This is a genomic window from Chryseobacterium suipulveris, from assembly GCF_022811685.1.
In the GTDB taxonomy this organism is placed as follows: domain Bacteria; phylum Bacteroidota; class Bacteroidia; order Flavobacteriales; family Weeksellaceae; genus Kaistella; species Kaistella suipulveris.
The window spans coordinates 456,186-471,134 of sequence record NZ_CP094532.1 but is presented as its reverse complement, the minus strand read 5'-3'; the positions used below and the strand labels follow the sequence as shown (position 1 = coordinate 471,134).

Genomic DNA, 14,949 nt, shown 5'->3' with positions numbered 1-14,949 from the left:
CTATTTAATAAACTTCACCGATTTTTTTAGTTCGTGGTTTACTTTCAGTTCACACAGGTAGTTTCCTCTCGGCAGTTTCAGGTGTTCTACATCAATCTTTTGGATGTATTTTCCGTAACCCTGTTTTTCTTTCAAAACCTTGTGAACTTTCTTGCCGCTCATGTCATAAATATTGATTTCAACCAGCGACTCCTCACGTAATTTGTAAGACACAAATGCTTCATTCACAACAGGATTCGGGAAAAATGAAATCTGGTGGTCATCGTGAGATTCAACAGTTTGCAGAATTTGGTCACTATTAATCGCAGCAGTTACAATGCGACTATTTCCGCCGACTTGGTCACCCCAAATTGCGTGTACTCTCCCATTTTTTACTGCGATATTGGTATAATCACCAAAGAAGATCTGATCATTAGGAGTAAATGTGATCTCGTTGATTTTCATATTGGTAAAGGTTTGTCCGCCGTCGGTTGACTTTGCTATATAAACATCGGTGCGGTTGTCGTTATAACTTCTGCGGTCATAGAAAACGAAATACAGGTTTCCGTTGGATTGGTCGATCGTCATCCAGGTCAAGAACTGGTGTTTTCCAGAATTGTCATTATTTACCTTAATCGGTGCCGACCAAGTATTTCCGCCATCGGTGGATTTGCTGAGGAAAATGTCGGTATTATCGGTGCCGTTTCTTTGGTCGCTCCAGTTGACGTAGATAGTGCCGCGGTTGGGTCCGTTGCTCACGTCGCACGCAGTAACCGGCAAACCGTTGCAACGGTCAACTCCAGGAATCATATAATCCCAACCTCCGGGAATGTCGGCAATTTTAATGTCGTTGGTCAACCAGGTATTTCCGCCGTCGAGCGATCGGTCGAAAACCAAACCTGCTGCTCCCGCCCAGGAAACATACATCTCGTTATTGGGACCGATTGCGGGAACGGCACCTTCAACGGTATTGTCTTCGTCGTTGCAATCGCCGTCAACTTCATTAATTTTTTTTGCGGTACTCCACGAAGCTCCGCCATCAGTCGATTTTGCAAAAAGGATAGACGTTTTGTGGTTCGGATTTGTACTTCCGTAGGAATCAAACTGAGTCCATATCATATACAGGTTGTTGTTGGTGTCGACAGCGAGCCATTGTTTGTCGTGCTGTTTTCCGTTCAGTCCCGCAAAACTTCCGTTGTTGTAAGTTACGCCGCCATCGGTGGATTTCTGCACCACGATTCTGTCGAGCCAGCTTCCTGAAGAAGGATTCGACAAATGTCCAAAAAAGAGATTTCCCGTATTGTCGAAAACCATCACCGGATCGCCCCAAACTCCATAAGTCGAAGTCAAAGTTCTCCTGGTCCAGTTTTGTCCGCCGTTTGTGGAGAAGTAATAATTGTTAATGTTTGCCGCAGCAACCACGATATTTGGATTTGTGGGATGAATGGCGATGGTTGGTTCTGTAGGTGTCCCACTGTGGATGACTACATTTTGTTGGGCATTAAGAAAAATTCCTGCACCCAATACGAACGGTAAAAATATTTTCATTTCAGTTCACAAAAAAAGATTGCTTAAAAGTAAGCAATCTTTCAATATGATGAGTGTTTGGTGTTATTATTTCGGCTGCACTCTACCGTCTTTTCTATCCTGTGCTCTACCAATTGCATAACCGGTTGCTCCACCTACGATTCCTCCGATTACGGCACCTGCACCACGGTTATTCTTGTTGATGATCGCACCTGCTGCTGCACCACCTACAGTACCGATAATTGTACCTTTGGCTGCTTTACTCATTCCCTGTTTCTGGGTTGTTCCCTGAGTAGTTCCTGCGGAAGTTCCCTGTGAACCGGTAGTTCCTGCGTAAGTTCCAGAGCTTGAAGCTCTTCTCGGTGTGTTGTTTACATAAACCGTTCTGGTTCTGGTAACAACTTTAGGTTTAGCGGCTGCAGCTGCTGCAGTAGCGGCTTTTGCTTTATTTACTTCGGCGATACTGTCGGCTTTCTTTTGGGTTTCGTAAGCCATTCTTTCTTTTTCGATCGCGAGTTTTTGTTTTTCTATTTCGAGCTGTCTTTGTTGGAATTCAACTTTTTGTTGTTCTAAAGATTTTTCAGCTACCGTGTTGTCCTTTTTACAGGCGGTCAGCATTAGAACTGACATCAAACCTGTTAATACTATATTTTTCATAACTTTAATTTTTTAAATAATAAATAGATTTTTTTGTCATCGTTGGTAGGAGTATGCCAAAAACAAAACCAACGCGGTGTTAAAGAAACGTTAAAAATTAGAAAATTGCTTAAAACGAAAAAGCAAGCTATTGAAAATCAATAACTTGCTAAAAAAAGAGGTACCTAGCGGATTCGAACCGCTGTAGATGGTGTTGCAGACCACTGCCTAACCACTCGGCCAAAGTACCATTTGGGTTTGCAAATATAAGAATTTTTCCAACTTCTGAAAAATTAGTTTTCGATTATAACTGAAATCCCTGAACCAGCATCTTTAATTGTGCCTCCGTGTCGATCACCGCAGTTATTGCCGATGGATTCACAATAATTTTCGACGGTTTTAGATTGAACACTTTTCCCTGCATTTTCAGCCCTTTATAATATTCTTTATTAAAGGTCTCCTCTATGCTCTTCCTTGACGAATCCTCCAATTCTGCGGTTGGGATTCCGTATTCGTCCTCGATTATCCTCACAATTTTTCCCTGGAAAAGCAAGGTCGCCGTTTTCTGCAGGATATTTTTGGTTTGCAGTTTAAACTTGGTTCCGCTCAGAACAATTTTCCTTTTCGTTTCATCATAAACGGGAATACCGGAAATAAAGGAAGTTCCCTCAACCGAACCCTCCGTTTTTGCTTCAATCATCACTTTTTCTCTATCGCCATATACTTTGATTCCCGTGATCTTTATTTTTGATTTTCCTTCACGAAAGTCGAATTCCTTGTCCAAAAACATCTTTTCCGCAATTCTTGTCGCTTCTGTGAAAGGAATATTGGCGGTGGTTTGCAACAGAAACTTCTGCGGCAGCGTCTGCACCGAATTGAAGTTGGCAATGGTTTTAATTAAAGGCGAATCCTGCGGTCTGCTTCCAGTAAAGGTCTCCGAATAAGTGTCGATTCCGATATTGGCCTCGATCTGATTTCCGTAGAATACCAATGGCGAAATATTGATGGCGATCGGTGTCACTTTCAGCCAGGTACTGTATTCCTCCGAAATGTGGAACGGTTGCGAAAACTGGTTCCATGCAGTCACTGCATACGGTTGAAAGTTGAGCTGCTTCGACATCATTTCGTCGATGGTTTTGCAGAAATCCTGCTGCTGTTTCTTTAAACTCGATTCTACAAGCGAAGTGATGGGAACTTTTATTCTGCCGTAATCCAGAACAGGTTTCGTCACCCATTTGAAGCCCATCGGCTGAGTTTTCGTGGCAATGGTCCAGTTATTATTAAAGGTGAGCTGCGAATTGAAGTACATCACCGTTTCAAAAGTCGTGTTCTGATAGCTGTAAACGCCAAAAGTTCCCACCCCTTTTTCTGCCCAGATTTTCAGCGGGACTTCGATCAGAAGATTTTGCTGAGTTCCGCCTACTAATCGGATCGGTCTTGTTTTCCAAACTTTTACCTTAAACTGGTCGTTATTGTTGTCGGAATAGGAATCGTCCTGAAAAATCAGTTGGGGAACCGACGCATTGATGATGTTTGAAATCTCTGACAACGGAATCTTTACGGGCATCGTAATCGAGGACTTAATCTTCGGAAAAACAATTTCCTCTGCCGAATTGGCAGGAGCATTCTGTTGGGCAAAGATTTTGTGCGAAAAAATCAGTAGGAGCAAAATTGGGAATATCCGCATTTTATTGTTTTGATTGAAACGCAAATATCAATAAAATTTCATTTTCTCTTTGTTAAATATTTAATTTTAATCGCAACGACGCAAGGAAACAATTTAAAAAATAGTTGTACTTCAAGTACGCAACAGCACGTTGTTTAGCAAGGACAGGTAATATCTTGATACAGAGCTATTGGTAGAATCGGAAATTTTCATTTACCCCAACCCTAAAGGGCGGAAAATTTCCTGCAAAAAAATTCCGAGTTTGTTACAACCGAAAAAACAGAACATGTATGAAACCATTCGAAATCTCCGTTTTGGATTTGGCGCCCGTAAAACAAAATAAGACCATTCACGACACCTTTCAGGACAGTCTCGATTTGGCGAGGTTTGTTGAGAAACTTGATTACAAAAGATTTTGGCTCGCCGAACACCACAATATGGCGTCGATCGCGAGTTCGGCAACTTCGGTGCTGATAGGTTTTATTGCCAATGGAACTTCCAAAATCCGTGTCGGTTCAGGCGGAGTGATGCTTCCCAATCACAGTTCGCTTGTAATTGCAGAACAGTTTGGAACGCTTGAAAGTCTGTTCCCGGAAAGAATCGATTTGGGAGTAGGAAGAGCACCAGGAACCGATGGACTCACCGCAAAAGCTCTTGGAAGAAATCCGATGATTATTAATGAGCAGTTCCCGCGACAGATCAGGGAATTGCAGCAATATTTCTCTTCGGAGAATTCCGAGGGTGCAGTTCGCGCAATTCCTGGTGAAGGTTGCGACATCCCGATTTATGTATTGGGTTCGAGTACCGATTCGGCGTGGCTTGCTGCGGAATTTGGTTTGCCGTATGCTTTTGCGGGACATTTCGCGCCAGAAATGATGAGTTTCGCATTCGAAATTTACCGCGACAACTACAAACCGAGCGAAAAATTTCCCGAACCTTATATCATCGCATGCGTCAACGGAATTGCCGCAGAAACCGATGACGAAGCAAAAAAATTGGCGACCACGCTTTATCAGGCGTTCATCAATATTATCAGAAACGACAGAAAACCTTATTCACCGCCAGTTGATGATATGGACGAAATCTGGAACCCGATGGAAAAAGCGGGAGTGCTCCAAAAGCTGCGGTACAGTTTTATTGGAAGCGAAGAAACCGTAAAAAGGCAAACGGAGAATTTCCAGAAAATGTTTAATGTGGATGAAATTATGATTACGTCGCATATCTACGACCACGAAGCGCGGCTGAAATCGTACGGGATTTTCAGGAACGTGGTGGATTCTTTGTCGTAATTTCTTACCTTATTTTTTTAAAGTTCAATTTCCAAAAGTTTCGGCTAAAGCCAATTGATTATTTCCCCTTCTAAACGGGCTAAAGCCCGTTCCTATTGAAACCGTCGCTATTGAAATCGTTGCTATTGATTTCGCTCCTTTGAATTATTGAATACCCTTTCTTAGAATGCCCAACCCCGCGTCCCGGCTTGAGCGGAAATCCTTTTTTTTTGAATGGGATTTCGGCGGCTGGAAAAAAAGATTGGGAGCGGAAGACGGATGAAGACGCCCAAATAAAAATTGCAGTTGGGGCTAATTGTGAGTATCTTTGCAGAAATCTTAAAAGTAAAAATGTCCGATATTAAACTCAATACGATTCCAGAAGCCATCGAAGACCTGAGAAATGGTAAAATCATCATCGTTGTTGATGACGAAAACCGCGAAAACGAGGGCGATTTTCTTTCTGCAGCGGAACTGACAACTCCCGAAATCATCAACTTTATGACCCTTCACGGAAGAGGTTTGATCTGTACGCCGCTTCCGGAAAAACGTTGCGACGAACTCGGACTCGACATTATGGTCACGAGAAGCAGCGACCCGAAAGAAACCGCGTTTACCGTTTCTGTGGATTTGCTGGGAGAAGGTGTTTCTACAGGAATTTCTGCAAGCGACAGAAGTAAGACGATTTTGGCTTTGATGGATGAAAAAACGAAGCCGACGGATTTTATGCGTCCAGGTCACATTTTTCCGCTTCGGGCGAAAAAGGGCGGTGTTCTAAAAAGAGCGGGCCACACCGAAGCTGCGATCGACCTCACCAAACTTGCTGGGCTGAAAGAAGGCGGCGTGATTTGCGAAATTATGAACGAGGACGGTTCAATGGCGCGTTTGCCTCAACTGCACGAACTCGCGCAGAAACACGGACTAAAGATCGTTTCTATTGAGGATTTGATTGAATACCAATTGCGAAAAGGCAACCTCATCGAAAGAATCGAAGAAAGAAAGGTGAAGACTTTTTATGGCGATTTCGATTTTTTTGCATTTAAGGAAACGAGTACGGAGCAGATGCATTTCGCCTTAACCAAAGGAAGTTGGGCGGAAGATGAGCCGGTTTTGGTTAGGGTACAGTCGTCGAATTCCTATTTCGACGCATTGAGCCGACTGATTACCGGCGAAAAACCTTTACTGGAAAAGGTGACCAATATGATTAACGACGAAGGAAAAGGCGCTTTGATTTTCATCAATAATGTGTCGAATTCCGAAAATACGATGCGTAAACTTCAGCAATTCTTAGATTTCCAGGATGGGCAGGAAAAACGCCCGACCTTGGCTTCCAACTTCAGGGATTACGGTATCGGGACGCAGATCCTGAAAAATCTCGGCATCAACAAATTCCGCGTCATCACCCAGAATGTTAACCAGAAACCGCTTGTCGGTGGATATGATGTAGAGGTTACGGAAATGGTACAGTTGTAAAGATTTTGGAGTTTCAAGTTTCAAGTTTCAGGTTTCAGGTTTTAAGTTCAATGTTGTTTATCTTCTAAAGCTCGTCTAGAAAAACAGTTTCACATCATAGAAAAATTTTCGATGATTACCTACAGTCACAGCGTTTTTAACAAAAAAAAAGGATGGCGATTGCCATCCTTCAACTATAATACAAAATCTGAACTTATTTCTTAATCATCAGTTTTTCGGTTACCACTTCTCCGTTATTAAGCTGTACACTTAAAACATAGTTACCGTTAATTAATTTTTCAACATTAATTTTTCCATTTACTGCAACATTTCCTTTAGAAACAATTCTACCGTTGATGTCGTGAATTGTGTAAACCGCAGCTTGAGATTTATTATTTGCGATTACGCTCACTTCATTTTTTGCAGGATTTGGATAGATTGCAATTGCTTTGGTTTTTACATCAGAAGTCGCCATACTGCCTTTCTTAATCGAGAAAAACGAAGAATTTACCGCAAAATAAATATTGTTATCAGCTTTTACCATTAATCTTGCTACCGCAATATCTTCGTTAGGCAACATGATTGATGCGGATCCATTGTTTGGAATACCTGTTGCGAGCACCTCAGTAAATGTTACACCTAAGTCTCTCGACAAATAAATGGTTACCGTTGAAGTATTTATCGGCGCAGCATTGGTTCCAGCAACATCCCAAGTTACTGTTGTTGGTGTTGTAGCATTATATTGTATGTTGCTTGTATGCGAGGTTACTTTGAATGGACCTGCATTCGCAACCGTAACAATCATTGACGCTCTTGCCGCCTGATTACCAGTTGCTTTATTATCATTTACCAATACCGTGAAATTTAAGGTTCGTGCTACACTTGGAGTAACTTCCCAAGTTGGCGTTAAATTTCCTGAAAGTATATTGCTCATTGCCGGGAAGTATCTTGACGGCGAATCTGTTGGTGTTAAAGATCTATAAACAGGACCTCCCGTTGCAGTTGAAACCGGCGGCTGTGTACTGGTTTGATTGTTCATCTGTTCCCAAGAATAGGTAATTGCATCTCCATCAGGATCTGAACCGATTCCTGTTAAAACGAAAGGTGTACTAAAAGGAATTGTATAATTGGCACCAGCATCTGCTGTTGGAACCTGGTTACCGTTAGGAGATTTTATCGAGCAGTCAGAAGGTCGGGTTATAACCGAATACATTTCAGTTACGCTGACATTGTGAAAGTAAGCGTCGCTATTGGTCTGCACATTCGCTGCACCGCAGATTCCTGCGTATGCCATAATTGTGCTTCCACTTCCTGGCTCATATGCAGTCGCATTATTTGCGTTTCCGGAGCAACTACCAGTACTTGCACGGAAAGTGTGGTTAGCTCCAAACTGATGACCAATCTCGTGAGCAACATAATCAATATCAAAAGGATCGTTGATCGGTGCCCCAGATCCGGTAACTCCTCTTGCTTTACTTGATGTACAAATAACACCTAATCCAGCCAATCCTCCACTGTTTGTTCCAACAACGTGTCCGATATCGTAATTGGCAGTGCCTATAACACTGTCGATATTGGTCTGGTTTTGATTAATCATCGTACTAGGATTACCATTTGAATATGGATCGGTCGTTGGGTCAGTATAAATAATGAGGTTATTATTTTTAACAAGTACCATCGTCGCCGAAATCGTTTTTTCATAAACGCCGTTTACCCTGGTCATCGTCGTCATAATTGCAGCTAAAGCTTTTGCAACGGTTCCACCATGGAAGGTGGTGTATTCACCGGTTGCAGCTACAGCAATACGGTATTTCCTAAATTGCCCGTCGGAAACAAGGGGAGCTTTAAGATCAGCTGGAGCCATTTCTGTTCCTTCAACATTACATTCGAATGAGCGCTGATTTACAGGCAGGTCATTTCTTTTGTAAAGAATAAATTTTGAATTGTCATCCGTATAACGGTCAAGATAGCTCACGTCCCAACCGTCAAAATACATCACGCTGATCCCATACTGCGGTGTAACGCTGAAACGGATTGAATTCTGCGGATTGTCTTTTTGCCAACCAACATAGGATCTCATCTCAGGATACATTGCCTGGAGTTCGTCTTGCATTACAGATGCTTCTTGAATGATATAGTCACGATACTTCCCATCCGTTGCAGGGAAAGTGATCAGATGACTTTTGTCTGCCGAAAAACGTTGTGGAACTTTAGCTAAATCATTCTTAATTCTGTCCATATCAACCTGATAGAGAGAGAAATTCTTAGGAACTGCAGTTCTTGAACTAACATTATCGATTGGCGTTGCTTTAGTTGCGGACCAATAATTCTGCCCGAAACCAAATACCCCTATCAACAAACATGATAAAGAGATAAATTTTGTTTTCATAAAATCTGTAACTTTTTATTGATAATTAACTTTGACATCTAAAATATTGTATTTACCAAGGAGCTTAACCAAAACATTCGGTGAAACGCGACTGCTTTTTGCAATATCGGGACTTTGAAATGGCTTTACATTAACATAAAGCGTTTTGCCTTTCAAGTACATTTCTTTTACAGTTACATCATTGGTGGACTTTACGGACGGTTTAAAAACCAAATAAGTTTCCTCTTTTGAAACTGTTGGAATCGGCGCCATTCTACCTCCACCTCCATTTTTTTGATGGATGACCGAATAAACCTGATCCATTTTTTGTTGTGTGTCAATTACTAAAAACCGTTTTGAAGTCAACGAATACGGATAGTGATTTACTTCCTCAAATTGAATTTTGACTTTTCCAGAATTATCATCAGAAGCAATTGCGGCAGTTCCCGAAGTGCAGTTAATAAAAAACATTAACGACAAAAGGTAAATTAAGTTCATCGGAGCATGATTTGGATGGTAAATATAAACTTTTTATGCAAAACCCGCAATAAATAAAAAGTAATTAACAAATATTACAATCCTTTGAAAACCAATACGACAATTCGTGCAATCATCACTAAATCATTACTTAAGCGAAAAAAAATCCGTTCAGTCAACAACCGAACGGATTTAATTATATTCGAGTTTCAGTCTTAATGACCAATCACCTCCTTCACTTTATTTGCAGCTTCCTCCAAAGTAATCGCCGAGTGAACAGGTAGACCGGAATTGTCGATCAACTGTTTTGCTTCAACAGCATTCGTTCCCTGAAGACGAACGATGAGCGGAACAGGTAGTGAACCCATCGCTTTGTAGGCGTCCACAACTCCCTGTGCAACTCTGTCGCAACGTACAATTCCACCGAAGATATTGATAAGGATTGCCTTCACGTTCGGATCTTTCAGAATGATTCCGAACGCTTTCTGCACTCTTTCAGCATCCGCAGTTCCACCCACGTCAAGGAAGTTTGCAGGATTACCGCCCGAAAGTTTAATAATGTCCATCGTCGCCATCGCCAAACCTGCTCCATTTACCATACATGCAACATCACCGTCGAGTTTCACGAAGTTCAGTCCGGCTTCACCAGCTTCCACATCAGTCGGATCTTCTTCTCTTGTATCTCTAAGTTCAGCCAAATCTTTGTGACGGAACAATGCGTTGTCGTCCAAAGTCACTTTCGCATCTACCGCAATGATTTTGTTGTCTGAGGTTTTCAGAACCGGATTGATCTCGAAAAGAGAAGCGTCGATCCCTACATAAGCATTATAAAGATTGGTAATGAATTTGGTGAAATCCTTGAACGAATCGCCGCTTAAACCCAAGTTGAATGCAATCTTTCTCGCCTGGAATCCCTGAAGTCCGACAGCTGGATCAATCACCTCGTTGTGGATCAAATGCGGAGTCACCTCGGCAACATGTTCGATATCCATCCCACCTTCGGTAGAATACACGATCATGTTTTTTCCTTTAGCTCTGTCCAAAAGGATCGAAACATAAAATTCCTTGGTTTCGGTTTCTCCCGGGTAATACACATCTTCAGCGATCAGTACGGAATTTACCTTTTTCCCTTCCGCAGAAGTTTGCGGCGTAACCAGCTGCATCCCGATAATGTTCTGTGCATTTTCTTTCAGCTTGTCCATATTCGGCGAGAATTTTACACCACCACCTTTTCCGCGACCACCTGCGTGAACCTGGGCTTTAACCACCCAACCTTCGTTCCCGGTCATTGCTTTCAATTTGTTGGCTGCATCCACTGCTTCATCCACGTTGTTTGCCACGAAACCACGCTGAATATTAACGCCATACTTTGCTAAAATCTCTTTAGACTGATACTCGTGAAGATTCATAATATTTTAGTTAGATTTAATTTTTTTAAGATTGACAAAGATAAGAAAAAAGCACCGAATCTGTTTTGAATAGAGCGTAAAACCTCATCTTATTTCTTCATAATTTTTTTGATCACGATTTCACCAGATTTTAGTTTAAGATGCAAAAAGTACAATCCTGATGAAATTTCGCCCGTATCAAAACCATGGTCAGCAAGATTTTTATTTTTGTCTATATTTCTGATCAACTTCCCGCTCGAATCAAATAATGCTGCACTTACCACATTTTCTACTGTTCCGTTAATCTTAAAAATTTGATCGAATGGATTAGGATAAACCGTCCATTCTTCTTTTTTCGTTGAATGAGTTCCTAGTTCTGCTAACTTAAAGCTATAAATATCTGAATAATGAGTTTGGTTGTTGTAGCGTGCTGAATAACGATAATAGTACGTTGTGTTCTCATCCAAACCATTAAGGTCTGCAGAAATCTCGTCTGTATCACCTACTGTGTAAGGACCTGGATTTATTGTTACGCTATTGTTGAGCGACGCTGAGCTGGTTCCGTAAACAACCTTGAGATTGGTAATACTGTTTCCGTCTGTATTAATGTAACCATTAACTTTAGCAGAGGACGGTGAATTGACTACTTCGTTTTTGCGAGCTATATCAATTGGGATTCCCATGATCTCAAGGAGTATTTTGCTGTATATCGTATTTCCCAGATGTTCCGCTTTTGCACGATAAAAAATTACGGGATACAATCCGAAATTGGAGGCATAAATTGAACGAATTGCGTTGGAAGTACCTGCTTCAACAAAGTTTGGAACTGATTCCAAAGTTTGTTCAAAATTCAATGTGCCATACTGAAAAACAATGTTGGAAACATCTGCATCTGCACTTACGAATCCTGTGAAAAAACTAGATCCTGAATTTGGGTTGATCCTTAATAAAGGTCCATTCAATGTCTTGAAGGTATATACATTACTCAAGAACTCATTGCCATTATGATTGAATTTTATTTTTACATAATACCTTGTATCCGCCTGAAGACCACTTAAAACATATGGGATTGATTGTGACGAGTTTCCATCTACAGAATTTGGAGTTACATTAATAACATTATTTAAGCTTGTTTGATCAGTACCGTAAATGAACTGAATATTCTGAATTCCATTGCTGTCATTGCTGGTGATATCTGCTTTCATGGTAACTTGATTCGTATGAATTTTCGGAAAAGAAAGAACCTGGGTAAACGAAGGAAGCGTAGTAAAATCCAACACATTACTGTACTGTGTAGTTCCTTGATGGACGGCTCTAACTCTAAAAAAATATTTGGTTGAAGGCATCAGATTATTAACAGTTGCTGATAGAAACGTATTTTGGTTTTGAAGGATGTTTCCAGGAGCTGAAACCGATTCAACTATGTTGCTGAAAGCATTATCTGTACTTACCTCAAAGACAACGTTATCGAACTTGCCGATGTTTGCACTTGCATATCCTGCCAACACCGCCTTCTCAGCAGTGACCAAACTCGCAGGGCGAGCAACAAGATGAAAAGGATTATAAGTTGTAATGTTTGTTCTAGCTAGTCTCCCATAACCCGAACCCGTGTAAAGTTGCTGGTCAAAAGCCGTAAAAACACTTGTGTCATATAACTTGCCGAATGAGTTCCATGTAATACCACCATTGTCGGTATACAGGTTATCGTTTATATTCCCCCCAGTAAGAAAACCAATATTTGCATCACTGAAGTTTACATAATAATAGTTATTTGGGACATTTACTTTTTCCCATTTTTCGCCACCGCTATTTGTACGCATGAAGCTGTTACTTGCTGATGCATAAATGGTATTTTCATTTATCACGTCAAATCCATTGATATATTCGGCTCCGGAGATGATATTCCAAATCATTCCACCGTCAACTGATTTGTACAGTTTGGAGTTCCCCATCGCGTAGCCAACTTGCTCGCTAACAAATTTTACATTATAGTATGCGGCATTAGACAACGTGGTCCATGTTAATCCGCCATCGGTTGTTTTCGTCAATCCGCTGTCGCTCCTAAAACCAACATTCTCGTTGATGAACTGCAACTTTCTCGCTCCACTATAACTATCTGGAACTATTGTCCAGCTAACGCCTCCATCCACAGTTTTTGCCAAATTAGTGGAACCAGAAGTACCAACAAGCGCATAACCAACAAGATCAGAAACAAACTGGAAGTCCATGATATATGGATAAAGTCCCTCCTCTACAGGAGATCCCAATTTTTGCCATGAAGCATAATCATTTGTTTTAAAAAAACTGGTTCCTGCGTTTATTACGGTGAAATTATTATTTTTTTGAATCTTATACACGGAATCATATGTAAACGTATACTTCTCCCAAGTATCGCCATTATTATCGGTCTTTAAAATAATTCCGTTATTTCCAACAGCAAAACCTTGAGTAGAACTTGTAAAGTAAACGCTGTTCAAGTCTTTTCCTGAGTCTATGAAATAGCTTTCAGGATAATTTACCCATGATGCGCCATTGTCTGTTGTTTTATAAATATTCCCATACTGACCAACGAGGAAACCGGTACTTTCATTAATAAAGAAAGCCGACTTCACTCGATAAGGAATATTGGCGACAACAGCGGACCAGGTTTGACCACCGTCAACTGTCTTAAGAAAATTTCTGTGATAGTCATGCAGGTAACCTTCGTTTTCATTCTTAAAGTAAAGAAGATTCAGGTCATTTGCTTTCTGATTGTCACCATAAGTCAGATTCCAAGTATTGCCGCCATCTGCTGTTCTGAAGATACTTCCTTTTGTGTAGACCACTCCCTTCGAAGAGCTGGTGAAAACAGTCTTTACCGCCCAAACATTGGGAATGTTGAAAGGAATTTTGTTCCATGATACTCCATCCGTTGAAACATATAGATTAGTACCTGAAGAGATGATTATTTTGTTGGAAAAAACATCTACGCTATTTAAATTTTCCGAAGCTCCGACGTTAATTACCGACCAGGTTTCGCCAGAATCTACGGATTTCAAGACATAGCCACTGTCGCCAACAATATATCCATTATTACCAAAGAACTTAATATCGTTTGCCGAAGAAACCTGCTGTTTCACTGACCAGCTTTGACCATAATCAGCTGTAATGATAAGTTGCTGGGAATCATTAATCGCGAACCCTCGATTATTATTAAAAACCAAAGATCTATATGAGCCGCTGCTGGGTTTAGGGTTTAGCACTTCCCAACTGTTTTGTGCAGACAATAGAATCACAAGAAACAGGAAGAAAAAAGATAGTTTTAATTTCATGTAATGAATTTTTGCATTGACTGCGAATTTAATATTTTTCAATCTATCCGTCCCTCAGTCTCTAATGATTTTTGTCAAAAAAAACATTAACAACCAGTAGTGCATTATCAATCGTAATATAAGCTACTAAATATCAGACTATTAATCTTTAGCCACGAATACACGAATTAGACATTATTATAATTTCATCAATGAAGCACCCCAAATGAATAACTTGAATACAAATCATTCATTTAATCGAGAAAATTATAAAAAAGAAGCATGGCTTTCATAAAAATTCGTGTATTCGTGGCAAATGTATAATGCACTACGGGTATTAACAATATTTTAAAAGTGCAAAGTACAGCACCGCTTTGTGGATTTCAAACATTAACAAAAAGAATCGTTCAAAAACATTCGGCTCCTACGGAGCCGCCTATTGTTGCGCTAATATTTCTACAAACTTTCCGCTTCTACGAAGCTGACCACGTTACGCAAACATCGATGCCTCAAACTTTACACCCCACATCTACAAACTTCCCGCTCCACCACTGAACCTCTGAACCACTGAACTTCTGAACCACTCAACCACTCCCAACTCAATTACTGCAAACTTTCATTAATAACTTCTTCCAACTTCCTTACAGATCTCCAGCAAATCTTCCGGCATCTTGCTGAAAGTTCCCTGCTCGTAATATTCGTCAGTGTGCGGAATATAAACGCTGTAACTTTTTCCGTAGGGAATCAACGGAATGAAGAACAGCTCGAAGTACCTTCTGTAAACCGTAATCATGGCATTGACCTCAAAACCATTTCGCCTGATTTTGCGGTTTTCTTTGCCGATGGGCTTTTTATTGAATCCGAAGATGAAGAACATAATTTCAACGATACAAGAGAC

The 14,949-nt window shown here is 40.8% G+C and carries 10 protein-coding genes and 1 tRNA gene; 2 read left to right on the top strand and 9 right to left on the bottom strand.

From position 1 onward, the window contains the following. From MTP09_RS02230 to MTP09_RS02215, 4 genes are all read right to left on the bottom strand, one after another. On the bottom strand, nucleotides 1–1,527 hold the full coding sequence (locus tag MTP09_RS02230; RefSeq protein WP_243550235.1) for a T9SS type A sorting domain-containing protein: 1,527 nt from the start codon (nucleotides 1,525–1,527) through the stop codon (nucleotides 1–3). 66 nt (nucleotides 1,528–1,593) lie between these two features. Beyond that, nucleotides 1,594–2,163, bottom strand: coding sequence for a YMGG-like glycine zipper-containing protein (locus MTP09_RS02225; protein ID WP_243550233.1), 570 nt, complete (start codon nucleotides 2,161–2,163; stop codon nucleotides 1,594–1,596). A 158-nt stretch (nucleotides 2,164–2,321) separates the two neighbouring features. Further along, nucleotides 2,322–2,392, bottom strand: a tRNA-Cys gene (locus MTP09_RS02220). 54 nt (nucleotides 2,393–2,446) lie between these two features. Further along, on the bottom strand, nucleotides 2,447–3,829 hold the full coding sequence (locus MTP09_RS02215; protein WP_243550231.1) for a DUF4403 family protein: 1,383 nt from the start codon (nucleotides 3,827–3,829) through the stop codon (nucleotides 2,447–2,449). Between the two features lie 269 nt (nucleotides 3,830–4,098). On the opposite strand from MTP09_RS02215, the gene MTP09_RS02210 reads away from it, so the two are divergent. After that, a complete protein-coding gene (locus MTP09_RS02210) occupies nucleotides 4,099–5,097 on the top strand; it encodes an LLM class flavin-dependent oxidoreductase (protein ID WP_243550228.1) in 999 nt (332 codons plus the stop codon). Nucleotides 5,098–5,427: 330 nt separating this feature from the next. Further along, the gene (gene ribB / locus MTP09_RS02205) at nucleotides 5,428–6,549 is read left to right on the top strand and encodes a 3,4-dihydroxy-2-butanone-4-phosphate synthase (protein WP_243550226.1); all 1,122 of its coding nucleotides are present in this window, start codon (nucleotides 5,428–5,430) and stop codon (nucleotides 6,547–6,549) included. 193 nt (nucleotides 6,550–6,742) lie between these two features. On the opposite strand, the gene MTP09_RS02200 is transcribed toward ribB, so the two are convergent. From MTP09_RS02200 to MTP09_RS02180, 5 genes are all read right to left on the bottom strand, one after another. Next, nucleotides 6,743–8,917: a reprolysin-like metallopeptidase gene (locus MTP09_RS02200; RefSeq protein WP_243550224.1), complete on the bottom strand. Its 2,175-nt coding sequence runs from the start codon at nucleotides 8,915–8,917 to the stop codon at nucleotides 6,743–6,745. A gap of 15 nt (nucleotides 8,918–8,932) precedes the next feature. Further along, nucleotides 8,933–9,394, bottom strand: a complete 462-nt coding sequence (locus tag MTP09_RS02195) for a hypothetical protein (RefSeq protein ID WP_243550223.1) — start codon at nucleotides 9,392–9,394, stop codon at nucleotides 8,933–8,935. A 194-nt stretch (nucleotides 9,395–9,588) separates the two neighbouring features. Next, nucleotides 9,589–10,782 (bottom strand): ADP-forming succinate--CoA ligase subunit beta, encoded by a 1,194-nt coding sequence (sucC, locus tag MTP09_RS02190; protein ID WP_243550221.1) that lies wholly within the window; start codon nucleotides 10,780–10,782, stop codon nucleotides 9,589–9,591. An 89-nt stretch (nucleotides 10,783–10,871) separates the two neighbouring features. Beyond that, nucleotides 10,872–14,072 (bottom strand): YCF48-related protein, encoded by a 3,201-nt coding sequence (locus MTP09_RS02185; RefSeq protein ID WP_243550218.1) that lies wholly within the window; start codon nucleotides 14,070–14,072, stop codon nucleotides 10,872–10,874. 598 nt (nucleotides 14,073–14,670) lie between these two features. Then, complete coding sequence (locus MTP09_RS02180) at nucleotides 14,671–14,928, bottom strand: hypothetical protein (protein ID WP_243550216.1); 258 nt, start codon at nucleotides 14,926–14,928, stop codon at nucleotides 14,671–14,673. Between the last annotated feature and the right edge of the window lie 21 nt (nucleotides 14,929–14,949).